The organism is Micromonospora sp. NPDC051925 (assembly GCF_044548625.1).
Taxonomy (GTDB): Bacteria; Actinomycetota; Actinomycetes; order Mycobacteriales; family Micromonosporaceae; genus Micromonospora.
The window spans coordinates 68,292-94,528 of record NZ_JBIUCH010000021.1 but is presented as its reverse complement, the minus strand read 5'-3'; the positions used below and the strand labels follow the sequence as shown (position 1 = coordinate 94,528).

General features: G+C 71.8%; 20 protein-coding genes and 2 pseudogenes. 3 read left to right on the top strand and 19 right to left on the bottom strand.

Features of this window, described 5'->3' with window-relative positions; genetic code table 11:
- Positions 1-137 precede the first annotated feature (137 nt).
- Positions 138-485: pseudogene (locus tag ACIG87_RS25840) on the bottom strand (response regulator transcription factor); the annotation flags it as partial.
- An 83-nt stretch (positions 486-568) separates the two neighbouring features.
- Between ACIG87_RS25840 and ACIG87_RS25835 the strand changes: the two are divergent.
- The 3 genes from ACIG87_RS25835 (at position 569) to ACIG87_RS25825 (ending at position 1,825) form a co-directional block, all read left to right on the top strand.
- Complete coding sequence (locus ACIG87_RS25835) at positions 569-1,045, top strand: hypothetical protein (RefSeq protein ID WP_396853907.1); 477 nt, start codon at positions 569-571, stop codon at positions 1,043-1,045.
- Between the two features lie 148 nt (positions 1,046-1,193).
- On the top strand, positions 1,194-1,511 hold the full coding sequence (locus tag ACIG87_RS25830) for a YrhB domain-containing protein (protein ID WP_396853905.1): 318 nt from the start codon (positions 1,194-1,196) through the stop codon (positions 1,509-1,511).
- Positions 1,394-1,825, top strand: coding sequence for a hypothetical protein (locus tag ACIG87_RS25825; protein WP_396853982.1), 432 nt, complete (start codon positions 1,394-1,396; stop codon positions 1,823-1,825). The genes ACIG87_RS25830 and ACIG87_RS25825 overlap by 118 nt, the downstream gene beginning before the upstream one ends.
- 52 nt (positions 1,826-1,877) lie before the next feature.
- Here the strand turns inward: ACIG87_RS25825 and ACIG87_RS25820 are convergent, their stop codons facing one another.
- The 18 genes and pseudogenes from ACIG87_RS25820 to ACIG87_RS25735 form a co-directional block, all read right to left on the bottom strand.
- Complete coding sequence (locus tag ACIG87_RS25820; protein WP_396853903.1) at positions 1,878-2,987, bottom strand: HAD-IIIC family phosphatase; 1,110 nt, start codon at positions 2,985-2,987, stop codon at positions 1,878-1,880.
- A 73-nt stretch (positions 2,988-3,060) separates the two neighbouring features.
- Entirely contained in the window at positions 3,061-4,194 is a 1,134-nt protein-coding gene (locus ACIG87_RS25815; protein ID WP_396853901.1) for an acyl-CoA dehydrogenase family protein, read from the bottom strand.
- Complete coding sequence (locus ACIG87_RS25810) at positions 4,187-4,483, bottom strand: acyl carrier protein (protein WP_396853900.1); 297 nt, start codon at positions 4,481-4,483, stop codon at positions 4,187-4,189. The genes ACIG87_RS25815 and ACIG87_RS25810 overlap by 8 nt, the downstream gene beginning before the upstream one ends.
- A complete protein-coding gene (locus ACIG87_RS25805) occupies positions 4,483-5,373 on the bottom strand; it encodes a 3-hydroxyacyl-CoA dehydrogenase family protein (protein ID WP_396853899.1) in 891 nt (296 codons plus the stop codon). Before ACIG87_RS25805 ends, ACIG87_RS25810 begins: the two co-directional genes overlap by 1 nt.
- Positions 5,374-5,434: 61 nt before the next feature.
- On the bottom strand, positions 5,435-6,589 hold the full coding sequence (locus ACIG87_RS25800; RefSeq protein WP_396853897.1) for a Rieske 2Fe-2S domain-containing protein: 1,155 nt from the start codon (positions 6,587-6,589) through the stop codon (positions 5,435-5,437).
- 10 nt (positions 6,590-6,599) lie between these two features.
- The gene (locus ACIG87_RS25795) at positions 6,600-8,054 is read right to left on the bottom strand and encodes a cytochrome P450 (protein WP_396853896.1); all 1,455 of its coding nucleotides are present in this window, start codon (positions 8,052-8,054) and stop codon (positions 6,600-6,602) included.
- A gap of 3 nt (positions 8,055-8,057) precedes the next feature.
- Positions 8,058-9,077, bottom strand: coding sequence for a 3-oxoacyl-[acyl-carrier-protein] synthase III C-terminal domain-containing protein (locus ACIG87_RS25790; RefSeq protein WP_396853895.1), 1,020 nt, complete (start codon positions 9,075-9,077; stop codon positions 8,058-8,060).
- A gap of 17 nt (positions 9,078-9,094) precedes the next feature.
- Positions 9,095-15,076 carry an SDR family oxidoreductase gene (locus ACIG87_RS25785; protein WP_396853894.1) on the bottom strand — a complete coding sequence of 1,994 codons (5,982 nt, stop codon included), beginning with the start codon at positions 15,074-15,076 and terminating at the stop codon, positions 9,095-9,097.
- The gene (locus ACIG87_RS25780; RefSeq protein WP_396853893.1) at positions 15,073-16,539 is read right to left on the bottom strand and encodes an acyltransferase domain-containing protein; all 1,467 of its coding nucleotides are present in this window, start codon (positions 16,537-16,539) and stop codon (positions 15,073-15,075) included. Before ACIG87_RS25780 ends, ACIG87_RS25785 begins: the two co-directional genes overlap by 4 nt.
- Positions 16,540-16,710: 171 nt before the next feature.
- Positions 16,711-16,947: a DUF5988 family protein gene (locus tag ACIG87_RS25775; protein WP_396853892.1), complete on the bottom strand. Its 237-nt coding sequence runs from the start codon at positions 16,945-16,947 to the stop codon at positions 16,711-16,713.
- Between the two features lie 97 nt (positions 16,948-17,044).
- Positions 17,045-19,906, bottom strand: a complete 2,862-nt coding sequence (locus tag ACIG87_RS25770) for a helix-turn-helix transcriptional regulator (protein ID WP_396853890.1) — start codon at positions 19,904-19,906, stop codon at positions 17,045-17,047.
- A 940-nt stretch (positions 19,907-20,846) separates the two neighbouring features.
- Positions 20,847-21,014 carry a hypothetical protein gene (locus ACIG87_RS25765; protein ID WP_396853980.1) on the bottom strand — a complete coding sequence of 56 codons (168 nt, stop codon included), beginning with the start codon at positions 21,012-21,014 and terminating at the stop codon, positions 20,847-20,849.
- Between the two features lie 216 nt (positions 21,015-21,230).
- Positions 21,231-21,442: pseudogene (locus ACIG87_RS25760) on the bottom strand (transposase); the annotation flags it as partial.
- Between the two features lie 417 nt (positions 21,443-21,859).
- Entirely contained in the window at positions 21,860-22,999 is a 1,140-nt protein-coding gene (hppD, locus tag ACIG87_RS25755) for a 4-hydroxyphenylpyruvate dioxygenase (RefSeq protein ID WP_396853888.1), read from the bottom strand.
- A 97-nt stretch (positions 23,000-23,096) separates the two neighbouring features.
- Positions 23,097-24,029 (bottom strand): phytanoyl-CoA dioxygenase family protein, encoded by a 933-nt coding sequence (locus tag ACIG87_RS25750; protein WP_396853886.1) that lies wholly within the window; start codon positions 24,027-24,029, stop codon positions 23,097-23,099.
- Positions 24,030-24,039: 10 nt separating this feature from the next.
- A complete protein-coding gene (locus ACIG87_RS25745; RefSeq protein WP_396853884.1) occupies positions 24,040-24,354 on the bottom strand; it encodes a Dabb family protein in 315 nt (104 codons plus the stop codon).
- The gene (locus ACIG87_RS25740; RefSeq protein WP_396853883.1) at positions 24,351-25,856 is read right to left on the bottom strand and encodes a pyridoxal phosphate-dependent decarboxylase family protein; all 1,506 of its coding nucleotides are present in this window, start codon (positions 25,854-25,856) and stop codon (positions 24,351-24,353) included. Before ACIG87_RS25740 ends, ACIG87_RS25745 begins: the two co-directional genes overlap by 4 nt.
- Complete coding sequence (locus ACIG87_RS25735; RefSeq protein WP_396853881.1) at positions 25,849-26,211, bottom strand: hypothetical protein; 363 nt, start codon at positions 26,209-26,211, stop codon at positions 25,849-25,851. Before ACIG87_RS25735 ends, ACIG87_RS25740 begins: the two co-directional genes overlap by 8 nt.
- Positions 26,212-26,237: the final 26 nt, after the last annotated feature.

The window sequence follows — 26,237 nt, the reverse complement described above, 5'->3', positions numbered from 1 at the left end:
ACGGGAGCAATGAGTTACCGTCATCCTCCTGCGCCCAGTCGCTACCAGCGGCGTCGCCGACAACACCCAGCTCCACACCCACCTGTGCTACCGCAGGTTCGGCGTCGAGCGCGCGACGCTGTGGCGGCCCGCGCGCGTCAGATCATGCCGGCGCGCAGCGCGTACGCGACCGCGTGGGAACGGCTGCGCAGATTGAGCCGGTGCGTGACGCCGTAGATGACGTTCTTGACGGTCCGCTCGGAGTAGCAGAGCCTGCCGGCGATCTCGCCGGTGTCGAATCCGTCGGCCATCAGGCGGAGCACGTCGACCTCGCGGGTCGTGAGGCCAGAGGCGTTCAGGCCGTGCGGAGCGAGCACTTCACGCTGGAGCCGCTCGATGTGCTTGAGCAGTTCGCCGACCAGGTTCGGCGGCATGACGCCGCCGCCGTTGGCCGCGGCCAGCACGCTGTGCGCCAGCCGGTCGGCGGTCACCGCCGCTCGCGGCAGGGCCGGTCGAGGACGGGCCGGGCACGGTCACCCAGGCCGGTCCGACAGCCATCGTCCGGGACGCGGCGCGGTTGATCACCTCGATGACGCGGGGCGACACCCAGACCCGTTTCGAGTACGACAACCTGGGCCGCATCGCCGTCATCGAGGACGAGCACGGCACCACCCAGGTCGGCTGGACGCTCGAAGGCGAGCTGGCCTGGCGGGAGAACCCGGACGGCAGCGTCGAGGAGTTCGGCTACGACGGCGAGGGCAACCTGGTCGAGTCCCTGGACGCCGCCGGCCGTCGCACGCGCTTCGAGTACGGCGCGTTCGACCTGGTGACGGCCCGGATCGACGGGGCGGGCAACCGCACCGGGTACACGTACGACACCGAGCTGCGCCTCACCGGCATCACCGACCCGCAGGGCCGGATCTGGCGGTACACGTACGACCCGAACGGCCGGGTCACCGAGGAGACCGACTTCGACGGCCGCACCCGGCAGTACGCGTACGACGCCGCAGGCCAGCTCGTCGAGCACACCGACGTGGCCGGGGAGGTCACCACCTTTCAGCCGTGACGCGCTCGGCCGGGTGACCGAGCGCCACACCGGTGCCGCGGTGACGCGCCCGGCGTACGACGCGGCCCAATGATCCCGCTGCCTGCCCCGGTCGCCACGGTGACCGGGGCAGGCGGCCCCACCCGAGAACGAGGGAAGGACCGAAGACATGAACGCCGACAGGGCACTCGCCCGCGCCACCGTGGCGCTGCGGCGGATCGGAGAGAACAAGCCGGACGAGCCGCTGACGCTGCTGCCGGGGGCCGCCACGGAACGGGGGTGGTGCTGGCTCTTCCCCTTCGACACCGTCCGGGCGGCGAAAACCGGCAACATCATGGCGAGCCTCGCCACCGGCCCGCTGATGGTGAGGTGCTGGCCTGGCACTACTACGTGCGGGAGAACCAGATCCGGCACTGGATGGACCACCGGACACCGGGCGACGGTCACTGGTACGACCTGGACCGGGCCGGCCGCCGCCGGGTGCTGACCCTGCTGCGGTACGTCATCGTGGGCGGCTTCGGCACCGGCCCGGTCCGCCCGATATCGGCCTACCAGGAGTACGCGGGCATCGACTTCGGGCGACGCACGGCGACGGACGCGACGCTGACCGGTCAACTCCCCGCTATCCGACCTGCGGATCAGAAGGGTCTGCGGCACCGGCAACCGGCCGGCTTACCCCGCTGCTGCCTGGCTACCTCGGCCAGCTTGGTCAACCAACCTGGCCACGACCTCGGGCGAAGACACGGCGGTGTCGATGGTCGGGTCAGCGGCTGGGGACACCTCGGTCATCTCGTGCGGTGAGGCGGCTGAGCCTCACACCGCCGTCCGGCCGACGGAGGCCGGGTGCGGGCGGTCAACCCGCGCCGACGGACGCCGGGCCGGCCAGGTCGGGGGCGGTCAGGTGGAACGTCGACGGAGCCGGTTGCCGACGCGCCACCAGGTGCAGTCGCTGGACGGCGCGGTCGCCGTCGACGGCGATACGGTCCCGGCACGCACAGGGCTCCTCGTCGAAGCCGGCGAACCGGTAGGCGATCTCCATCATCCGGTTCCGGTCGTTGGGCCGGAAGTCGGCGATCAGGTGCACCCCGGCTCGGGCGGCCTGGTCCACCAGCCAGGTCAGCAGGACCGTGCCGGTGCCGAAGGACACCACACGGCACGAGGTGGCGAGCAGCCGCAGGTGCCACACCCCGGGGTGCTTCTCCAGGACCAGCACACCGACCGCACCGTGCGGCCCGAACCGGTCGGTCAACGTCGTGACCAGGACCTCGTACCGGGGATCGGCCACCAGGGCCCGCAACACCTGGTCCGGGTAGTGCACCCCGGTCGCGTTCATCTGGCTGGTCCGCAGGGTCAACTCCTCGACCCGCGACAGGTCCGCGGCGTCGGCCCGCCGGATGCGCATCACCAGTTCCAGCGAACGGAGGAAGTCCTCCGCCGGGCCGGTGAACCGGGCCTGCTCGTCAGCCCGCCGCTGACCGGCCTGGTACATCTGCCGGCGTCGCCGGGCGTCCACGGTCACCGACGTCGGACTGAACTCGGGACGGTCCAACAGGGCCGTGGCCACGCCGGCGTCGTAACACCGTACCTGCGGGAGGTGGAAGGCGACCTCGGCCCGTTCGACCGGCTGGTCGTCGATGAAGGCGACGGTGCCGAGCGCGAAGCCCAGCCGCTCGGCGATCCGCCGGACCGCGTCGGACTTGCGACCCCACCCGATCTGCGGTGCCACGAAGTACTCGGCGACGCCGAGCGCGCACAGCCGGGCCCAGGCCGGCTCGTGGTCGTTGCGGCTGCACACCGACTGGAGAATGCCCCGGGCATCCAGCCCGGTGATCACCGCCCGGATCGGGTCGGGGAGCACGACCTGCTCGTCCTCCAGCAGGACACCCTGCCAGAGGGTGTCGTCCAGATCCCAGACCAGGCACTTCACGGTCACGGGTGGGACCGTCGGGACCTCGTCGGTCACGTCGACTCCTTCGTGGACTGCCGTTCGTCGGCAGCATGGGACGACCGGGCGGGCGATCGGCGCGGTGGCGGGGTCACCGGCGGTTCACCGCGTGGTCGGCCAGCATCAGCTGACACATCTCGGTGCTGCCCTCGATGATCTCCATGAGCTTGGCGTCGCGGTACGCCCGGGCGACCGGGTGCCCGTCGACCGCACCGGCCGACGCCAGGACCTGGACCGCGTCGGCGGCCGCCCGGGTGGCGTGCCCGGCGCTCACGTACTTGGCCAGGACGGTGGCGGTGACCACGTCGGGCGAGCCGGTGTCCCAGCAGCGGCTGGCGTGCTCACAGACCCGGGTGGCCACCTGCTCGGCGGACCACAGGTCGGCCAGGTGCCGGGCGACGAGCTGGTGCCGGGCCAGCGGGCGGCCGAACTGGTGGCGGGAACCGGCGTGCTCGACGGCCGCCGCCACACAGGCCCGCAGGATCCCCACGCACCCCCAGGCGACCGACATCCGGCCGTAGCTCAACGCCGTGGTCACCAGCAGGGACAACGACTGCCCGCCGGCACCGAGCAGGCTGCTGGTCGGTAGCCGCACCGCGTCGAACCACACGTCGGCGTGTCCTGCCGCCCGGCATCCCAGCGGATCCGCCCGCCGGCGCACCCGTACCCCCGGGGTGGCCCGGGGCACCACCACCACCGCTCCCTGGTCGCCGAGTCGGGCGAAGACCAGGAGCAGGTCGGCGTGGTCGGCGGCGGTCACCCACACCTTGTGGCCGTCGAGACGCAGGGTGTCGCCCGTCACGGTGACGGTGGTGGTCATGGCCGACAGATCGCTGCCCGCCTGCGGTTCGCTGAAGGCCACGGCGGCCGTGTCCGTCGAGGCCAGGCGGGGCAGCAGCGACGTGGCCTGTGCCCGGCCGGCCAACCGCTCGACGGTCCAGGCCGCCATCCCCTGGGAGGTCATGACGCTGCGCAGGGAGCTGCACAGGCTGCCCACCCGGGCGGTGAACTGACCGCTGTCCAGGCTGCTCCACCCCGGTCCGCCGTACCCGGTCGGGATCTGGGGGGCGAGCAGGCCGGCGGCGTTGAGCTCGCGTACCACCTCCACGGGTAACCGGCCCGCCCGGTCCCAGTCGCCCGCCCGGTCGCCGACCAGGCGGGCGACGATCGTGGCGGCCTCGGCGGGCGTGACGGCGGGCGTGACGGCGGCGACGGCCTCAGGCACCGTGGTCGCCGGATTCGCTCTTGCGGAGCCGGTCGACCAGGGCCACCATCCGGCGCACCGTCCGGAAGTTGTCCAACCGCAGGTCGGCGCCGCGCACGGAGACCCCGTACGTCTGCTCCAGGTGCACCACCAACTCCATCGCGAACAGGGACGACAGCCCACCGGTGGCGAAGAGGTCCGCGTCCGGCGGCCAGGACCGCCCGGTACGCCCCGTCAGGAAGCGCACCAGCTCCGGCGCGACGGCACGGTCGACGGTCTCCGATACCCCCTGGTCGGATGGCACAGTCATCACAGGTCTCCCTCGTAGTGGTAGAAACCCCGCCCGCTCTTGCGGCCGAGGTGTCCGGCCCGGACCTTGGTCAGCAGCAGCTCACAGGGGCGGCAGTTCTCGTCGCCGGTGCGCTCGTGCAGCACCCACAGGGAGTCGACCAGGTTGTCCAGGCCGATCAGGTCGGCGGTGCGCAGCGGACCGGTCGGATGCCCCAGACACCCCTGCAGGAGTCTGTCGACGGACTCGACGCTCGCCGTGCCGGCAGCCACCACCCGGACCGCACTGTTGATCATCGGGTGCAGGATCCGGCTGGTGACGAAGCCCGGGGCGTCCTCGACCACCACCGGCTCCCGGCCCAGGGCGGCGAGCAGCCCGCGCACCGCGTCCAGGATGTGCGGACCGGTACCTGGGCCCCGGATCACCTCGACCGTCCGGATCAGGTACGGCGGGTTCATGAAGTGGCTGCCGATCAGGTCCTCCGGTCGCGCCACCGACCGGGCCAGTTCGCCGATGGGGATCGAGGAGGTGTTCGACACCACCGGTGTGCCCGGTGCCACCAGGGCGGAGACGTCCGCCAGCACCTTCGCCTTGGCGGAGGGGGCCTCGGTGACCGCCTCGACCACCGCGGTGAGGATGCCGGTCCGCCCCGTCGAGACGTCCGCGAGGGACAGTCCGACGTCGAGCACGCCCGGTCGGACGTCCTCCGGCAGGGCACCCATCAGCCGGGCCGTCCGGACCTGCCGGTCGACCCGGGCGGCGGCCTCGGCCAGCCGGCGACGATCCACGTCGATCATCGACACGGCGATCCCGTGCCCGACCGCCAACGCCGCGATGCCCGTCCCCATCACCCCCGCGCCCAGCACCGCCAGTCGTTGCGCGGCACCCGGCGTTGCACTCTGCCCCGTCAACAGGGTCTCCCTTCGTTGCCGAGACGGAACCGGCACGATTCGCAGGCCACGACGGCCACGGTCACACCTCGGAGCGGTCCACCTTCCGCTCGTCGAGGGACGAACCGTTGGCGACCGGCGAACCGTTGGCGACGGACGCCCCGGCGGCGGCGCCGTCGGTGGGACCGCCGGACGGGGTGGGGTCGGTGTAGAACTGCCGTGCCCACTGCCGGTACCGGCCGATCGGGCCGTCTCCCCGGGCGAGCTTCGGCTGTTCGACGTGCTCCTGGTGGTGCCACATCAACAGGTCCGCGCCGGTGTCGACCGAGGCCACCCGTTGGGCGATCGCGCCGAGCAGCCGGGCGACGGGCAACGCCGTCGCCCGGGCGGCCCGCTCGGGCAGGAACGGCAGACCGGCCAGCTCCAACTTGGTACCGAACCGCAGTTGGATCCGACCCGGAGTGGTCGGGGTCGCGTGCAGCATGACGTAGAGGTCGCCCGCGCCGTTGGGCAACCGGGTACGGGCCGCGATGGTGGCCAGTCCGATCACGGTGAGGGTGTAGGACTGGCGGATCTGGCGCATGACGGTGCCCCGGGCGGTCGCGGTGACCGTGCTGATCGGCTCCCCCATCACCGGATCCCCCTCGATGACCAGGTCCCGCAGCCCGTGCAGCGTCGGGAGGTGACCCCAGTCGAAGGCGTTCTCGATGACGTCCTGCGGGTGACCGGCGATGTCGAAGGTGTTGTGGCTGAAGGGTTGCCGCTCGTCCATGCCGAAGATCGGCACCTGCCACTGCGGTGCGAGGCCGCGCGCGTGCCACCACACGTAGATCGACCCGTTGGCCTCGCAGACCGGGAACTGGGTCAGGGTCGCCTTGGGCGGCGGCAGGTCGTACCCGGTCCGTACGCAGGCCCCGGAGGGATCGAAGGCGAACCGGTGGAAGGGACAGACGATCTCCTCACCCTCGAGCGTCCCACCGACGCCCAGGTGCGCCCCGAGGTGGGGGCAGCGCGGGCGGACCGCACGCAACAACCCGCGGGGGGTTCGGTAGAGGACCACCTCGCCACCCATGATCGGGCGGGTGGTGATGGTCCCGGAGCGGACCTCGTCGGAGAAGGCCACGCAGAACCACCCGTTCGGATCGGGACGCGTGGGCGGGTGGAGCCGGTCGGCCGGCGCGGCGGTGTGCCGGCGGATCTCACGGTGGCGAAGCAGCTGTTTGACAAGTGATCTCATGGTTGCACTCCTAGTGGGCGACCGGGCAGGCACCGGGGCCCGATCCGAGGGCCGGCGGGACGGGCACGGGCTGCGACGCGGCGACCGGCGGCGCGCCGGTCCCGGGGGTCTCCGTCCGGCGACGCCGCAACCGCAGGCGCAGCCCGCGCGAACTCAGGCTGGTCTCCACCTTGGGCCGGAAGGGTTCCTCGCCGACCGGGGACAACTCCCAGCGGGCCGCCACCGCGGTCAGGGCCAGGATCGCCTCGGTGAGCGCGAACTGGTCCCCGATGCACTTGCGTGCGCCGGCGCCGAACGGGACGTAGCCCGCCCGGTCGGGTGAGGTGCCGAGCCAGCGGTCCGGGTCGAACCGGTCCGGGTCGGCGTACAGGTCGGGCCGCCGGTGGATCAGGTACGGGCTGAGCACGAGGATGTCGCCGCGCCGCAGCCGTACCCCGTCCAGCTCGGCCTCCCGGGCAACCGTCCGGGTCATCATCCAGGCCGGCGGGTAGAGCCGGAGGGTCTCGGTGACCACCCGGGCCGCCAGGTCCAGCCGGGGCAGGTGTTCGGGGCCGGGGAGCGCGCCCGCCAGCACGGTGTCGGTCTCGGCCTGCAGTCCACGTTGGACCTCAGGATGGGTGGCCACCAGGTGCAGCGCCCAGGCCAGGGTGATGGCGGTGGTCTCCATCCCGCCGAGGAAGAAGGTGAGGGCCTGGTCGGCCAGTTCGGAGTCGCTGAGCCGCTGCTCGTGGTCGAGGCTCTCCACGTCGACCGCCGCGACCAGTGCGGAGAGCAGGTCGGCGTGGTCGGTGGGGTCGGCCCGGCGGGCGGCGACGATCTCGGTGATGGTGGCGAAGAGCCGGGCCCGCGCCCGGTCGTAGCGTCGCTTGCCGGGGGTCGGCAGCCGGCGCAGCAGGGCCGGGGTCATCATCCGGCGGAAGAAGGCGCTCACCACGGTGTTGGTGTCGGCCAGGGCCCGGCGGAGGGTCTCCGCCGGGAGCGACCCGCTGAACATCGTCTCCATGGTGGCCTGGGTGGTCAGCGTCATCATCTCCCGGGTGACGTCGAGCACCTGACCGTCGTGCCAGGAGCCGGCCGTGGCGTCGGACGCCCGGCCGAACACCGCCGCGTACCCCTGCAGGCGCCGTGGGTGGAACGACGGCTGGCACAGCCGCCGCTGTCGCCGATGCAGCGGGTACGGGCAGGTGGACAACCCGTCGCCGATGACCTCCCGAATCCGGTCGTAGATCGGGCCACCCTTGTCGAAGGTCCGGTCGTTGACGAAGATCTGCCGGGTCAGGGTCGGGTCGCAGATCAGCACCGCGGAGGTCAGGCCCAACCGGACCCGCACCATCCTCGGGTACCCGGCCAGGGAGCTGATGAAGGCCAGCGGATCCCGCAACAGTGGCAACGCGTGTCCGAGCAGCGGCAGTGCACCCGGTGCCACGGGAATCGACGCGGTGGTCGCCGTACTCGTCTCGGTCATGGGTTACCTCGTTCTCCGGTCTGCCGTCGTCGCACCGGGCGGCGGGCGGGTGATCTCGAGCAGGGCGGTGGTCCAGCGGAAGCCGAGGCCGAAGCTCACGACGAGGACGCGTTCCCCGACCCGCAGTGCGCCGGTGCGGAACATCCGGTCCAGGGCGAGCAGCACGTCACACGGGCCGGCGTGGCCCAGGTGGCGGCCGAAGGTCCAGCTGCTGTCGGTGGCTCGGCGGTGCAGCGGAGGCCCGGAGAGCACCAGGTCGAGCACGGCCGACCCAATGGCGATGGCCACCACGTGCGAGATGTCCGCCGCCGCCAGGCCGGTCTCGCCGAGGACGGTGTCGACACAGTCACGGGTGCGGCGTTGCAGTGCTCCGATGTGCGGCAGGAGTCCGGTCTGTTCGGCGAGGAACCGTCGCCCCGCGCCGGCGGCGGCGCCCTGCTCACCGGCCCGGGTCAGCACCTCCAACTCCGGTTCGGTGGCCTGGGCGGTGGCCAGCAGCCGGGCGAAGCCGGTGCCCCGGGTGAGCACCGCGGCCGCCCCGGCGTCACCGGCGACGTAGCCGATCTCGCGAACGTGGCCCCACCGCTGGTGGGGGAAGCGGGCTCCGGCGGTGACCAGGGCCGCCGGGGCGGTGGGCTGGGCGGTGAGGTGTTCGGCTGCGGTCACCAGGGCGGCCGCGCCGCCGTCACTGGCCGCGCCGACCTCGATCCCGGTGGTACGGGTGGCTCCGAGCACCCGCAGCAGGTACGGCGCGGGCGTGTAGTGGTCCTCGTCCTGGAAGGTGGCGTGGGCCAGCAGGCTCACGTCGGCGCTGGGGACCTCGGCGTGGCGCAGTGCCAGCAGGGCGGCCCGAGCCGCCATCTGGGTCGCGGTCTCCCCGGTCGAGACCGCCGCCGAGGTGAACCCGTTGGCCGCCGCCATGGACGATGGACCGGCCTGGGTACCGCCCCACGGGTCGTGCTCAGGTCGGATCGGGGGTATCCAGGAACCGGTTCCGGCGATCGTGATGTCGTGCCACAACACCGCTGTCTCCTCGGCTGTCAGGGAAGGGCCGGTTGGGGGGTGTCGGCGTGCGGCCGGATCAACCTCCCGCTGTGGTCGGTGGCGTGCGCGCTGACCCCGGTGATCCGGGCCAGGACGTGGCCGTCCGTGGTCGACGCGGTCAACGCGCCGTCGGCGAACCGGCAGTGCAGCCGGATCGTCGGATGCGCGGCGCTGAGCTGGCAGTCGTTGCCCGGCCCGCCGAGGTCCACCGCCTCGATTCCGGCCATCGGGCCGACCAGGGGTGGCCGGTCACCGCGCGGCGGTAGGAGCAACAGGTGCACCATCGCGTCCAGCAGGATCGCCGGTACGGTCATCCCGGCCAGGGCCGGGCTCCACGCCTCGTGGTCCAGGCGGAACGTGGCGCTCGTGCCGTCCGGTCCCCGGGCGTACTCGCCGGTTCCCGCGAACGGACCGCTGAGGGTGATCGGCAGGTCGGCGGAGTAGACCGGCATCGCGAAGTCCGGTTCGGGTCGGTGCGCCACCTGGTCGGTCGGCGCGGGCAGCGCGGGGTGCCGGTCGGCCAGCACGACTGTCGTCTCGCAGAGCAGGTCGTTGAAGCGCAGGACCTTGCCGTTGCGGCCGACCCGGTTGGTGGTGATCCGGACCGCCACCACGGCCCGGTCCGGGGACCGGTCGGTGAGCCGGGCTTCCACCGTGATGGTGCGGGGTGGTCCGGCGGACCTGACCGTCACCGACGTCCGGCAGACCAGGTCACGGAATCCGGTGACGACGAGGTCGGGACAGAGGTACCCGGCCGCACCGGCGGCGGCCTCGAGGGCGAAGGTGCCGGGTAGGACGTACTCCCCGTTGACCCGGTGGTGGCGCATCCACCGGCCGTCCTGCTCCGCGAGGGTGTGCGGCTCCCAGGTCTTGGTGAACACCGCCCAGCGGCGACCGCGGAGCAGCACGCCGTCGAGCAGCGGCGTGGCCAGGGACGGGTCCGGCGGGGTGGGTGGCGGCGCGTCCGGTACGGGCAGCGGCAGCCGGCCGCCGGTGGCGTCGGTGCTGATCCCCCGCTGCCCCAGCAGTACGCGTTCCTCCTCCCGGATGAAGAAGACCGCCGCCCCGCTCCCGGGCCGGGTCACCGCGTCGAGGAACTGGGCGGCGCCCTGCCTGCTGCTGATGTAGGCGTCCATCCGGTTGCGTCGCAGGGTCTCCTGCATCGCGGCGCTGCTGGCGACGCCGACCTCCCGCCAGCCGCTCCAGAGGATGGCGAGTTCACGGTGTCCCTCGGGTGCGTGCCGGTCGGCCCAGGCGCTCGCGTACGCCAGGTACTCGTTGACGGCGCAGTAGTCGACGTCTCCGGGGGCGGGGGCGAGCGTGGCCAGGGTGCTGAAGTTGCACCAGATCCGGGGCGGCCGGCCGGCCAGGGCGCGTCTGAGGTTGCGGTAGCCGGCGGCCTTGGTGGCCCGTACCGCCCGGAAGTCGACCAGGGTCTTCGCGTGCAGCGCCCGGGAGCGCAGGTCGAGGACGGTGTTGACGAGCAGGTCGATCCGTCCGTGCCGGTCCATGACCTCGTCGAGGACCGCCCTGGTCCGGTCCGCGTCCAGCACGTCGCACACCCGGTGGTGGACCCGGTCCGGCCCGCACAGTTCGGCGAGCCGGTGCACGGTCCGGCGTACCTCCAGGCGGGCCTGGGCACGTTCGTAGGCGGTCCTGAGTTCCCGCACCGACGCGTCGGGGTGTTCCCGGCGTCCGGCGGCGATGAACTCGGCCTGGGGTGGCAGTTCGTCGTCGGTCTCCGGTAGCGGGGTGCGGCCCACGACGTACAGGTGAGGTCGGTCGGTGGTACGGGCCACGGCGTCGAGGAGCTCGGGGGTGATGCCCCGGGCGCCACCGAAGGCGACCACGACCGCGCCCGGTGGCAGAGCGGGCTCCCCCGTCCGGTGCGGTCCGGTCTCGTCGTCGGCGACGGCCAGCTCGGACCAGGTCTGCCCGCGGCAGGCCAGGGTGTGCGTCGGCACTCGGGCGGTCACCGCCCGGGCCAACTGCGCCAGCGCGGTCGGGGCATCCGACGCGTCGGTGATCAGGGCGTTCCCACCGCACTGCGGCACCTCGGCCCGCACCGAGCGGACGAGACCGGTGAACAGGCCGGCGAGCGGGTGCGTCGCCCCCTCCGGCAACGCGCTGAGCAGCACCGCGGCGAGCGACCCGCCGGCCCGCAGCGCGGGCAGCGCGGCCTGGACGGTGGTGAACGCGAGATCCTGGAGGTCCTCCAACCGGGCGGCCTCGGTGTCGTCGGCACCGTCACCGGGAGTGTCCAACCGGGACAGGATCCGGATGTGGCGCGGGACGAACGGCAGACCGGCCAGCGCGTCGGCGGCGGCGTCGGGCGGTACGTGGGTGGCGGCGTCGACCCCCGGCCCCGGTGACCAGACGGCGATGTCCGGGCCGGTGACCGCGGCGGCGAGGTCCGCGGCGTCGGTGACCACGATGCTCCCGGCCGGGATCGCCGGCCCGTCCGGATCCGGTGGGGTCAACGGACGCAGTTGGAGGGTCTGCCGGCGGCCGATCGGCTGTTCGGCCGGTTCCGGGACGGCCCCGCCCGGGTCGGGACCGGGACCGGTCGGCCCGGTGAACCGGATCGACGGTGATCCGGGGGCGGCCGGCGACACGACGGTGTCGGTGCCGGTGACGACGGCCCGGAGCACCGCCAGCAGGGCATCCAGGGACAGGTACGTGCGGTCGGTGCCGGCCGATGCGGGCAGGGTGTGCGTCGGGTCGTCGGCGGTGCCCCCGGGCGCGGTGGCGAGCGTGCCCAGGACGGGCAGGCCGTGCTCCCGGGCGGTGGACCGGCGGGCGACCGCCACGACGGCGGCGCCCTCGGCGACCGACCGACCCGCCGGTACGAGACTGTCCAGGTGCCGGGCCCACCCGCTGATCGGCCGCAGGCTCACCGCGCCGACGATGGCCAGGTCACAGGCCCGGTGGCGAAGCTGGCGCAGCGCCAGGTCGAGTGCGCAGTGGGTGGAGTCGCGGTGGGCGTAGACGCTGGTCCCGAAGGCCCGGAAGTCGTAGTAGTTGGCGGCCCGGCCGGACAGGATGCAGGAGACGGCACCGGTGAAGTCGTCCTCGTTCAGCTCGTCGGGAACGACGTCGCCGGCGTCGGCGAGCGCCTTGGCGAGGTACTCCCGCAGCGTCTGGGCCTGCCCGGGGTCGGGTAGCAGGTCGAACGTCGCGGCGCACTCCTGCGCGTGCACCCGCAGCGCGGCGCGGGCGTTGTGCGTCGTCGGCAGGCTCGCCCCCACCAGGATCGCGGTGGTCGACCGCAGCGCGGTCCCCGGTTCGCCGAGGTCGGCCAGGAGCGGCCCGAGGGCCTGGAGCATCATCAGGTGGGCCGGGTCCATGTGCCGCATCGTCCGGGGCGGGATCCGCACGTCGAGGGGGGACGGCAGCGGATACGGGCTGCCGAAGCTGAGCTGCGGGGCCGGGCCGTCGCCGACGAGCCAGCCGGGCACCCGGTCGGTGTCCAGGCCGGGCAGGTGGGTGTTCCAGCCCACCACGACCAGGTCCTCGGCGTCCGGGGCGCGGTCAGGCACCGACGGTCGGGGCGCGGGTCGGGCCGACGGCACCCGGTCGGCGAGCACCACGTGGGCGTCGGCTCCCCCGAGGCCGAACGAGGACACCCCGACCATCCGGGGGCGGGCCTCGTCGACCGGCCAGGGCGCATCGGTGACCGGCACCGTCAGCCGGGTGCCGTCGCCCAGCAGCGGGTGGGGATCGGTGACCACGGTGTGGCCGGGAATCGTACGGTGGGCGAGAGCGACCAGCGCGTGCGCCACCGACACCAGCCCGGCCAGGACACCGGTGTGGCCGAAGACCTGCTTGTTCGACGTCAACAGGCACGGCCGGTCCCGTTCGCCCAGTCGGGACAGCAGGGAACGCAGCTCCACCTCGTCACCGACCGGGGTGCCGGTGCCGTGGGCCACCACCCAGTCCACGTCCGAGGCGTCGACACCGGCGTCGGCCCAGGCCCGGCCGATCGCCAGTTCCTGTCCCCGGGTGGCCGGCGCGTGAATGCCCTTGCCCCGGCCGTCGGCGGCCAGTCCGGTGCCGAGGACGACGCCGTGAATCTGGTCCCCGTCGGCCACCGCACGGGCGTACGGTTTCAGCGCCAGCATGACGGCGCCCTCACCGATCAGCGTCCCGTCGGCCGCCTGGTCGAACGGGCGGATCCGGCCGCTGGCGGTGATTCCCTGCGCCCGGCAGAAGAGCGTGAAGCCGATCGGCTCGATCACCGACGTGCCGCCGACCAGCGCCACGTCGCAGCTTCCCTCCCGAAGGGCCTTGACGGCGGCGTCCAGACAGAACAGCCCGGTGGCGCAGGCCGCGTCGAGGGTCAGGTGCTGGGCGTCGTCCGGGATCAGCCCGCGCAGCGCGTTACGGGAGACCGAGGCGGGCAGGTAGGCCAGCGGGTCGCCGCCGTCGCCGCCGTAGTGGGCACTGATCGCGTGGTCGGCGAGCTCGGCCAGCCAGTCGTCGCCGCCGCTGCCCCGGATGGCGTCCCGGATCAGGCGTTGGTACTCGTCACCGAGGACGACGCCCTGCGTACCGAGCCCGGTCTGGTCGTGGATGCCGGTGGTCGCCGCCAGCCACCGGTCGCCCGGCCGGCGGTGCACTCCGGCCAGGGCCTGGACGGTGCAGTGCCGGAGCCACCGGGTGGTGCGTGGCCAACCGGGGTGTCCCAGGAACCCGTCGGGTTCGGCGACCGAGGCGGGGTCGGGGACGAACCCCTGCACGTAGCCGGCCTCCCGGATGTGGAAACTGTCGGTCTCCGCCGCGCTGGCCGACCAGAAGTGCCGCAGGTCGAAGGCGGACGGCTCGCTGGCCAGCAGGGCACCCTCCCGGAGCCGGTCGTAGAGCTCGGCGGGGTTGTTGGTGCCGGGGAGGACCACCCCGAGGCCGACCACCGCGATGGCATCCGGGTCGTGCTCCCCGGGGCCGGTCTCCGGACCGCGCGGCTGCGGGTCGCTCACCGGGCGCGGTGTCGCGGACGCGGGGGCCGCTTCCGGTACGGCGACGGCCTCGGAGGCCGACGGGGGCGGTTCGGAGGCGGCCTCGGAGGCCGACGGGGGCGGTTCGGCGACGGCCTCGGAGGCCGACGGGGGCGGTTCGGGGGCGGTGGCTGCTGCGGTGGGGGGAAGTGGTGCGGTTCGGGTGGGCACCCCGACCTGCGCGGCGAGTTTGCTGTGCAGGCGCAGACCCTGCATTCCGCCGATGCCGATGCCGCCGTCGGCGACGAGGGTCTGCCCGGTGATGAATCCGGTGTCCGGGTGCAGGAGGTGGACGAGCAGCCGGGCCGCTTCGGGGGTGGAGATGGTACGGCGCATCAGGTCGCTGGTGCGCGCCGAGTCGCCGAGCGCGGCGGCCGGATCGTCGAGGTTGACGACGATCTCGCTGGCCACGGAGCCCAGCAGCACGGTGTTGACCCGGATGTCCTGGTCGGCCAGCTCCAGCGCCAGGTACCGGACCAGGGACTCCAGGGCGGCCTTGGTGACGCCGCCGGGGCCGTACCCGGGGACCGGCTGGTGGGCGCCGACGCTGGACAGACAGAGGATGCCTGCTCCCGGGCGGCCCGCCATCAGCTCGGCCGCCCGGCGGGAGCAGTGGTACGCCCCCATGACGTTGGTGGACCAGGCCCGCTGCCAGTACGTGTCGTCGACGTCGAACAGGGGCAGGAACGCGCCGCCGGCCGCGTTGTTGACGAGGAAGTCGAGGCCGCCGTGCCGCTGCCGGACCAGGTCGAACATCCGGTCGATCTCGGTGCGCTTGGCCACCGAGGCCCGGATGAACTCCGCGCTCAGGCCGGCCTCCGCCAGCTCGGTGCGCAGCAGCTCGGCCTGCTCGACGGAGTGGAAGTAGTTGACGACGACGTGTGCGCCGCAGGTGGCCAGTCGACGGACGATGTCCGCGCCGAGGCTCTTGGCCGCGCCGGTCACCAACGCGACCCGACCGTGCAGGCTTGGCGTGTCGGTCATCGGGCGGTCGCCTCCCCCCGGGCCTGGACGACGGCCTGCGCGATCCGCCGCAGGGTGCCGACGGTCAGCAGGGAGGTGTTGGCCCGCAGGTCCGGCAGGCCGTACCGGTCGGCGACCCGGCTGAGGAGGGCGACCTGCTTGAGCGACTCCACTCCCAGGTCGGACTCCAGGACGTCGTCGTCGCCGAGCAGCTCCGGCGGATAGCCCAGGTAGTCGCCGTACAGGGCCCGGATCTCGGTCAGCACCACCGCGTACTGCCCGTCGGCGTCCGAGGTGGACGGCGGCGGGTCCACCACGACCGGGGAGGCCGGTGTCACCGGCTCCTGCGGCGTCGGCGGCGCCAGGACGGACGGGACAGCCGGCGCAGCCGGGACGGCGGGGACGGGCGTGGTCGCCACGGGTGGCGGCGCCGGGACGGCGGGAGCCGGTCGAGCCGGGACAGGTGGCGGAGACGCGACGGGTGCAGGGGCCACCGGGACAGGTGGCGGCGCCGGCGTGCGCACCTGCGGTGACACCGTGTCGGTGCGGCCGGCGACCAGCGCCCGGACCGCCGCGACCGGATCGTGTTCGCTCAGCGGAACGACCGACTGGACGCCCGGGACCGACGCCTCGATGAACCGGGTGACGACCGGCCACTCCCCGCATTCGATGAACGTGTCCGCGCCGGCGGCGTGCAGGGCGCGTACCGTGTGCAACATCCGGACCTGGGCGGTGAGCGCGCCGGCCACCAGCTCGACCGGGTCCTCGTCGCCGATGTCCCGGCCCAGCCACGGTGAGGACACCCGCCACCGTCCGCCACCGTAGGACACCCGGGGTGCGGTGGCCAGCAGGTCCCGGGCGGCCTGCGCGACCGCCGGGGTGTGGGTGGGGTGCGGAACGTCGAGGCGGACACTCGGCCAGCCGAGCGCCTCGGCTACCCGCTCCGCCTCGTCGATCTGCCGTCGCGGACCACTGAGGACACTCTGCCGAGGCGTGTTCTCGCAGGCCAGCACCAGGTGAGGGTGGCCGATCAGCCCGGCGAGTGACTCCGCTCGACGGCCGTCCACCCCGACGGCGAGCATCTTCCCCGGCCACGCCTGCCGGGTCAGTGCCTGGGACCGGGCCACCGCCAGGCGCGCGGCGTCGGCCACCGATACGTGTCCGGCAGCGGCCAGGGCCCAGAGTTCCCCGATGCTCTGCCCCACGATCGCCACCGGTTCGACGCCCTCGGCGACGAGCAGGTGGTACGTCGAGAGGCTGACCGCGAAGATCTCCAGGTACTGCACCTCGGGGCTGTACGGGCGCTCGCCGGCCACGTCCTCGATCAGACGGGTGCTGATGTCGGGCAACCCCAGCTCCCGGGCCGCCTTGTCGATCCGGGTCAGCGCCTCACGTACCGTCTCGTAGCGGCTGTGCAGGTCGCGCAGGATGCCCGTACGGGGAGCAGCCACCGTGCCGGGCATGACGAAGACAGAATCCACCATGTGCGTCACCCTCGTTTCCGTCCCGGCGGCCGGTGGTGTCGCCACGGCCGGCCGGGCTCTGGCGCGCCGTGACGGCGCAGGGACAATCGACGACGTGCGGCCTGCGGGTCCGGGTCGACCCTGCGGTAGCCCCCGGCCCGGACCGCCCGGCCGGGGCAGGTTCCCGGCCGTCTACTCCGCGATCCGGGACCGGTACGCCCCGCAGAAGACGAGCGCTTCACCGTCCTCGTCGTCGGGGCGTACGAAGTGCTCGTAGCCACCGTGGTACGGGATCCTCACCTTCGGTTCGTCCGGCGGGATCCGGTGACGCCGAAACTCGGGCGGAAGGCTCGCCGGGCCGCCTTCGAGTGCGATCAGGACGGTGGCGAGGGGGACTGTGGTGTCGTCCGGCTGGGGAAGCACGGTCATGCGGAAAGCTTCCCCGGGGAGGACGAATGAGACATGCGTCATCTGACGCAGAAAACCAACCCGGGGTCGTCGAGTCATCCGTCATCGCCGAACCCGGCTACCGCTCAGCGTTGCGCAACACCTCCCGGGCGATCTGGTTGCGGCTGCGCAGCCCAAGCTTGTGCAGGGACCGGGAGATGTGCGTCTGGACCGTACGGCGGGTCAGGAACATCGCGGCGGCGATCTCCGGCGTCGAACGGCCCTCCGCGACGAGAACGGCGACCCGCCGCTCCGTGGCGGTGAGCGCCGCCCAGCCCGACACCGGCCGAGGTGCGCGGGGGCCGCTGACCCCTCGGCGCACGCCCCTACCCCGCAGCCGCGCCTCGGTACGACGGACGTCCCAGGTCGCGCCCACCCGGGTGTACAAGCCGATCGCCTCGGTGGCGGCCGCCCGGCACTCGGCGGTCGCACCGTGGCCGGCCAGAACCACCGCGAGGTCCTCAAGGGTCGCCGCCAACTCGGTCCTCGGGCCGGCCGACCGGTAGTGCTGCACGGCCGTACGCAGCGGCTCGGGGTCCTCGGTGGCAAGGCCCACGCAGCGCTGCCGCATGGTCGCGGCCCGCCCCGGTGTCTTCTCGGCCTCGGTCCAGACTCGCGTCAGTTCGAGGGCAGCCGTCACGGTCGAGGAGTCCGTGCAGGCCGACGCCATCCGGATCAGGTCCGCGAACCACGGATGGTGGGGCCCCGTCCCGGAGTCGGGGCGGTGCTGCAGCATCGTGGCGAGCAGGGCGGCGCCCCGTTCCGGTTCGCCCTGCTGTTCGGCGTGCACGGCCCGGGCGGCGAGGAGGAAACCCTCGCTGTCCTCGTCGATACCGCGGTCGGCAAGCACGTCCGTGTCGGAGCGCAGATGCGCCTCGGCGAGCGCGCGGTCGTCGCGCCGGACGGCGATCAGCGCGGTGACGCCCCGCCGGAGCAGCGCGGGTCTACCCCGGTGCAGACCCGGATAGAACGGGCTGCAGGGGTCGTCCGCGACCGGGGCCAGTGCCGTCAACGCCTCATCCCAGCGGCCGACCCAGTAATGCAGCATCGCCTCGGTGACGCCGATGGACGTGGCGGCGACGTCATGTGCCCGGCGACGGATCTCACGGGACAGCCGCAGCACCCTCTCGGCCTCCCTCCACCGGGCCATGTTCTGCAGGCTCACCACGCGGCAGTGCAGGGCGAACATCTCCAGTTCCGGGTGGTCGGGGTGACCGACGAGGGCGGTGAGCGCCTGTTCGGCGTACCGGAGCGCGGCCGGGTGGTCACGCCGGTCCGAACGGGTGAGGGACAGGACGACGCTGGCGCCCGCGATCGCGCAATCGTCGCCCGACCGGCGGCCGGCATCGAGCGCCTCGCCGGCCAGGACCTCGGCTTCGCTCGGCCCACCGGTGCCGGCCCGGCTGATCAGGGCCAGGGTGCCCAGGAGGCGTCCGCGCCACGGTTCGGGCACCGCCCGTCGGGCGAGCACCTGCCGCAGGATCAGTTCGGCCTCGTCGGCCTTCCCGCTGTTGTTGAGCGCGCGGATCAGCAGCCAGTGCAGCTCGCCGTGCGCGTCCAGCCCGGTCGACGACGCAAGGGCCGCGCGGGCCCGGTCGGCGGACTCCTCCCACCGGCCCAGCACCTGCAGTGAGCGGGCCAGCGCGACGCTCAGCGAAGCCTGGTGCGGGTCCTCCGCCGGAAGCTGTCCGAGCTGTGTGCGCAGCAGCCGGACCGTGAGTCCCGGATCGGCGTCCGCCAACGCGTGGGCGGACCTCTGGAGCCAGTCGGGCACCCACCGGTTCTCGACGCCGCCCGCCGCCACCAGTTGGTGTGCCACGGTGAGCGGTTCGGCGGCAGCGGCGGCCAACTCCCGGGCCAGGTCGAGGTGCAGCGCTCGGCGCAACGGCAGCGCGACGGCGTCGTGCAGGGCCTGCCGGATCAGCGGATGGCAGAAGGTCATGCGCTCACCGGAGCCGGCGAGGATCCGGGCCGCGACGGCCCTCTGCACCACGTCGGCGAGGACCCGCACCGGCCGCCCCAGCACGACACTCAGGTCGGTGACGGTGAACTCGGTGCCGAGCAGTGCGGCGGTCCGCAACACGTCCCCGGCGTCCGGCACCAGACCGAGCCGGCTGGTCAACGCGGCGGTGAGGGCCGGAGGTATCCGGTCGTCGTCGTCACGCAGGTCCGCGTGTCCCGCCACGACCTGGACCAGGTCCTCCCGCGCCAGGACGTCGGCCAACTCGCGCAGGTACAGCGGATTGCCCACCGCCGCGCCCGACCACCGGCTGAGGGTCGGGCCGGGCGGTGATCCGAGCAGCCCGGTCAGCAGCTGCGAGACCTCCGCCTCGTCCAGCGGCACGAGGCTCAGCAGGTGCTCGTGGCCCCGGCCGGCGCTGGCCGGGGAACGGGTCGGACGGGACGGGTCCTGACTGTGCGCGGCCACCAGGAGTAGGGGCAGACGCTCGGCGCTCGCGGCCAGGCGCCGCCAGACCACGGTCGACGGCTCGTCCATCCAGTGCGCGTCGTCGACGATCAGGACGGTGGGGCCCGCCGCGCACAGCTCGTCGACGAGGGAGACCAGCATCTCGGCCACGGCAGCCAGGGCCGACCCGGTGGCGGGGAAGGCCGGCGGTTGGCCGCGCAGGGTCTGGGTGATCTCCGCTCGGGACGGATCGTCCGGTCGCTGGCGGACTCCGAGACAGGCGAGCAGGACGCTCAGTGGTGACTGTTGGGAGAGTTGGTCGGCGACGGTGTGGAACACCTGGTAGCCGCGGTCGCCCGCGGCCCGGGCGACGATGGTGAGCAGTGAGGTCTTGCCGATGCCCGGCTCACCGACCAACCGGAGCACCGAGCCGGTTCCCCGCGCCAACCGGGTCAACGCTGTCTGCGCGAAGCTCAGCTCACGCTCTCGCCCGACCCATACCTCGGACCCGGACTCCGGGCCTATTTTCAGCATTCCCATCGAAGATGAATCGCCGCCGGAAATCTCTCCGACGACGGAGATCCTTTTCCCGGCCGACCGACTCCCGTCACACCGCACCGGCCGGAAAATCAACTCTATGATGGCCGCAGGACCGGGCCCATAATACGCCGGCAGGCGGCCTCTATCGACCTCCGCCAGATCAACGAAATGCCTGATATCGTCCGCTCCGACACCCTACGATAAGCCATCCTGATAGGAAGTAGTCGAAAAATCAAGGGAAGCTCGTCAATTTTGCAGAGAGTCACTTATCAGTCGAACTGCCAGGTCAGTTGCCAGATCGCAAAACACGTTTCGGTCAGGTTAATTTATGATGGTCGCTCGGTTCTGCAGCGCGGACGGGCAGAACCGTACCACCGAGCAACCCTTCACCGCACCCGAAGGACGCGAGGCGGGAAGGATGAATTAACATCATCGCCGCAAGGGGATCCCCGAATTCCTACCCACCTTCGCATCGAGTCCGGCGAGGTCGCCGAATAAGCACACCAATCACCACTTCGAAAGGAGCATGATCTCCCAAGGTCGAGTTCGATGCTACAACGCCGCCCGTCGAATCCGGTAGCCCTGAGTAAATCCTCACACACCTAAGGTAAGCGTAGCTGTGGCGGATCGCTCCCGCTCGACGGCCGGACCTACGAGGTGGAGGCCACCATACTGGCCACCCAGTGGAAGCTGACCGACGAGTCCGGGATGCCGGTCGCGGGTCGCGGAACGCGTCGGGCGCAAGAACTGGACGATCACCTCGGGTGGACGAACGTACGCGTTTGAGCGCGCCTCGATCTTGCGGCTGGGGAACGGCTCATCGTCGACGGCAGACCGGCCGGTTCCGTCCGCCGCAAATGCCCGCACAGCGATGTCTCCCATGCCGACCTGCCTGGGCTGAGAGCCGGCAGGAGCCAACCGACGCGCCGTGACGTCATCGACTCAGCCCAGGTTGATCTCGTTGTTGCCGACCACCGACCCGCAGGGCGGCGTCGTACGACTGGCGGTAGAACGTGGCCTCGTAGACATCGATCGGGTGCATGCTGGTGACCTGCCCGCCGTCGTAGTTCGCGGGCGCACCGTCCAGCGATCTTCCGGCCAAGAGTCTCTCCCCCGGCAGGCATCGGAGCCTGCGGACCGCCCGACGGTAGCAGCGGCACCAAGGACAATCGTCAGCCTCGAATCGGTGCACGCCACGCGTACCTGGAACAGGGACGTTCGCGCCTGCCGCCCGGCCCGTGGCGTGCCCGTCAGCCCAGCGTGAGGCGCTCAACCTCGGCGAACACGTCATACCGCGGATAGACCTTGGCCAGTCGTTCCAGTCCCGCAACCTGCGCCAACACGTCATCCCCGACCCGAAGCCGAGTTCTTGAGGCAGGTACTCCCAGGGGATCGCGGTGTAGAGCACGAACAGGATCCCGCACAGCACCTTCGGTCATCCAGGGGCTTGCGTCCGGGGTAGCGGTACCGGCGAGGCGGACGGGGTGGCAGCAGCGGTGCGACCCCGGCCCACAGATCGTCCGAGACGATCCCGGCGGCTACCCACCCCTCCTCACGTTCAAGCAGAACGATCCTCACGTCCACCGGTTACGCCCAACCTCATTGAGTTCGGAATTGTAAGTACTCCAGTCGCACCTGGTGAAGTCGGAGTCTTCGCAGGAGACGGCGGACCTCGCCGAGGGTGAGGGGTATGAGGCCGTAGCGGATCGTCTACCCGTCATGGATCTTGCGGGTCGACGCCTTATACAGCAGGCGTGTCACCTGGCGTTCTCGCGGTTCCCGCCAGGCCACAACGCCCTGACCTGCACCTACACACCGCAGCCCCGCCTATCGACGCTGAGCTGCGGAACGTGGGCGTCAGCGCCGTGAAACAGTGGGGGCGATGGCGCCGTGAAGGCGCCATCGCCCCGTCCGGCGACCGGGGTGCCGGTGCCCGCCGGGCCGACGTCACTGTGGTCGCCCGATCTGCCGTAGGCGTTCGAGTTCAACGGCCTCGTAAAGGGCCTTGATGTTGGAGGAACCGAATGTCTCGGCGCCGATCCGCTCGATGACCTCGAAGAAGAGGGTGCGCCGGGTGTGCGCCGAGCGCGTGAATATCTGAAACAGCTGGCCGCCGTGGTCCTCGTCGACGAGGAGGTTGAGCTCACGCAGCGCGGACAAGTTGTGCTTGAGCAGCTCGACCCGGCGGCCCAGTAGCTCGTAGTAGGTCGGCGGAGTGCTCAGGAACTCGACGCCGCGGTCGGCCAGCGAGCGCACGGTGCGGGTGACGTCCCCGCTGGAGAACGCGATGTGCTGCACCCCCGCGCCGTCGTGGTTCTTGAGGAACTCGTCGATCTGGCCAGGGTCGGCCTGCTGGTCGGGCTGGATGACGGTGAGGGTGACGTCGCCGGACCGGCTCTGCACCACCATCGACAGCATCGCCTGTGTGCCGATCGCGATGCGCTCCTGGAAGATGCGGCGGAAGCCGAAGGCCCGCTCGTAGTAGGAGATCGTGTCGGCCAGTTCGTCGATGTTCACGCATACCGCGAGGTGGTCGATCTCCAGCAGGCCCGGCCCTGCCGGGGAGGCTGCGGCCTCCTCCGGGTCGGCGCCAACGGGCCGGAAGCCGGCGGGCAGCGCCCCCGGAACCGCCTCGTCGCGCTCGACCAGGGTGTGCAGCACGTCGCCGAAGCCGGAGACCGTCGCCGTGAGGACGGCCCCGGGCTCGGGGGTGCGGACGGGTTCGGCCACCGGGCAGGCGCCGTTGGCGACAGCCAGCGCGTACACGGCGGCGACGTCCGTCGTGGCCAGGGCGATGCGGGCCACGCCGTCCCCGTGCATCTGCACGTACGCCGAAGCGGGGTGGCTGTCGCTGGTTCCCTCCGTCAGCACGAGCAGGATGCGACCCTGGCACAGCGCGATGCTGCGGTAGCCCTCTTCCGGCGAGCCCGCGCGCCCGACGACGGCGAAACCGTATCCGCTGGCCCATTCGGTGACCTTGCGGTCGAGGTCCACCACGTAGAGCTCCACGTGGTCAAGCCGGAGCGTGTCGAGCGCCGGATGATCGTTACGAACGGCGTGCCCGCCGGTGTTCGATGCCTGAGTCATGTGGGTGTGTCCCTGTCCTTCCCTGGTGTGCGTCCATGGTCGTCGTGGGACGCCCAGTTCCCGCCGCACCGCCTCACGTGGTCGTGGATCGCCGGAATCACGGTCTGGCGTTCGCAAGGGCCGCGTCGTCCCAGATGGTTGGGCAGTACCGGGGGTCGGCGTAGTCGGGCCTGCCGTCTGGCCCACGGCGCACCAGCTCGTCGTGGTTGTAGATGGCCAGCTCTCCGTTGCCGAGCCGGAACTCCCGATAGGCGTTGGCACCGTCCTGCAGGTGCAACGAAATCGCCCGACGTGGCTCGGTGGACAGGTTGGCCCCGCTGCCGTGGTAGGTGCGGCAGTGGTGGAAGCTCACGTGCCCTGCCGGGATCACCATCGGCACCTTGCGCACCTCGGCTCCGTTGAACTCGGCGGTGAGCCGCAGGACGGTCTCGGCCTGCGTGCCAAGCTCAGCGAAGTGCCGGGCGGTCACGCCGTCGAAGTCCAGCGCCCGCCAACGGTGACTGCCGTCGATCATGGTGATGGTGCCCATCCGCTCGTCGCACAGGTGAAAAGGGATGAACGCGGTGAGCATGCGCTCCGACGACGACGTCGCCCAGTAGTCGCGGTCGAAGTGCCACGGCACCACGTTGCTCGGCTCCGCGGGGCACGGGGGCTTGTAGATGAGCGTGGACTGGAACAGCCGGATCTGGTCGGCCTGCGCCAGCCGCGCCGCCACGGCGCCCAACAGCGGCTTGCGCAGCACGGCCGCGATGGCGTCGCTCTCGTAGTGGATGTAGTCATTGTGCCGCTGGACCGCTCCCCTCTCCGGGGTCCAATAGGAGAGCTTGGCCGGCCGCCTGGGCAGGCTCCGGTCGCGATGCCCGGCGTAGAACTGCTCGCTGGCCTCGCGCAGCATCGCCATCTCCTCGTCGTTGAGGAGCTTCGGCGACAGGTACCACCCGTGCTCGGCGTAGAACGCCACGTCCTCGTCCGAGGGCAGGAGTGTGCGTTCGGCCTCGGTCAGGGCAGTGGTATCAGCAGGTGCGGGCATGTCCGTCTCCTCAGGTGATCGGGTGTGTCGGCTCTTCCAGGACGTCGGCGATCACGCGCTCGCTGAAGCGTGACCAGCAGGCGGCCGTCCGCCGGTGGAAGGGATGGGCGCGGTAGCGCGCCAGGTCCTCCTCGTCGCGCAGGAGCCCGAGGACGACGTAGTCGTAGGCCTGTGGGCGGTCGGAGATGTTTCGCCCGCAGTGCCACGCCCGCAGCTCGGCGATCTGTTCGCCCATCCGCCGCTGGAGCGCCTCACCCTCGCGCACCTCCGTGCTGTCCCAGGTGAATCCGGGCTTCAGCTTGAACAAAGCGATGTGCCTGATCATCGGCATTTCTCCGCGGCCCGGTTGAGCTCGGTCCACAGCCTGTCGACGTCGTCCGCAGTGGTGTGGATGTTGCCGAAAGAGACCCGAATGACGTAGCCGTCCCGGATCACCGAGTGCGACACATAGGCCAGCCCGGACGCGTTGACCTCGTGCACGATGCGGGCGTTCAGCTCGTCGACCGCCGCCCGATCGATCGGACCCGGCCCGCCTTCGCCGTCACGCGAGCCGGGGACGTAGCGCAGGCACACCAGCGGGTAGACGGACGGCGCTGGGCACTGCCAGCCGGGCTCCTCGCCTGCCCGCCTCCTGAGCTCGGCAGCGAGTTCGACGGCGTGCCCGAGCCGACGCTCCAGCCCCGCGCGGCCGAACGTCCGCAGCACCCACCACAGCTTCAGCGCACGGAAGCTGCGGCCGAGTTGCGGTGACAGGTTCATGTAGTCGACCGTCCCGTCGGCGTCGGCGTCGGCGTCGGCGTCGGCGTCGGCGTCGGCGTCGGCCGAGGTGAGGTATTCCGGGACGAGCCGGAACGTGTTGGCCAGGGCACCACTGCGCGCGCAGTACAACGCGGTCGCCTCCAGCGGCACGAACAGCGTCTTCTGCGGGTTGACCACCAGCGAGTCGCCCACGGACACGTCCTCGATCCGGTCGCGCAACTGCGGCACGAGCGGAAAGAAGCCGCCGTACGCAGCGTCGACGTGCAGCCACACGCCGTACCACCGGCAAATCTCGGCGATGGAGGCCAGCGGATCGGCGGCGGCCACCGACGTGGTGCCGACGGTGGCGACCACCGCGACCGGCACCCGGCCCGCTGCCAGGTCTGCGGCGATGGCCTGTGCCAGCAGATCCTCGCGCATGCGGTAGCGCTCGTCGGTCGGGATGTGCACGACGTTGCGCTGCCCGATGCCGAGCACGATCGCGGCCTTTTCGACCGAGCTGTGTGCCTGGTCCGAGGTGTAGATCCGGGCCACGGCCGCGTGCGGTGCGGCCATCCCCTCGACCCGGACGTCGTGGTCCAGGGCCGCATCCCTGGCTGCGGCGAGGGCGTACAGCGTGGCGAGCGAGGCGCCGTTGACCAACACGCTGTCGGCGTCGCCGGGATAGCCGGCCAGGTCGGCCAGCCAGCGCAGCACCACCTGTTCCAGCGCCGAGGCCGCCGGGCTGGTCTTCCACAGCATCGCGTTGACGTTCAGCGCGGCCGTGAGCGTCTCGGCCAGCACCCCGGGAAAGCTCGCGCAGGAGGAGAAGTATCCGTGGAAGGCGGGGTGGTTCCACTGGACCAGGTCCGGAACCACCTTCTCCCAGGTGTCGGCGAGAACGCGGGAGAACTCCTCGCCGTGCTCGGGCAGGTCGATGTCCAGGTCGCGGATCAATCTGGACGCCGTCGACGGGCGGGCGACCGGCACATCGCGGACCTGCTCGAAATGCGCGCGGATGGAGGCAAGGACCTCCCGGCCTTGCCGCTCGAAGTCCACCGGTGCCCAGTCGCCGCTCCCCTCATTCATCGGAGGTTCCCCCGTCGACCGCGTCGTGGCCGACCTCGACATCGACCGGGAGTTCGGTGAAGTACACGATGCCGCGCGGCTCCTGGCAGTACTTCGCGTAGAACTCGCCGAGTAGCAGTTCCTCAGCGGCGATGAACACCTCGTGCTCGGCACGGCTACGCCAGGTGTACATCATCCAGATCTCCTGTGGGCGCTCCTGGAGCTGGTAGAACCGGCCGTGCTCGCACCAACCGGGGTCGACGTGGGCCGGCGGGCCGACGATGTCGTCCATCGCCTGCATCAGCTCCAGCGCCCTGTCGGCGTACTCGGCCTTGAGCTTCCACGTCTCGATCACGGTCACGCGGGCGTCGGTCATGGTCGTTCGTCCTCCCTGGCGTCGGC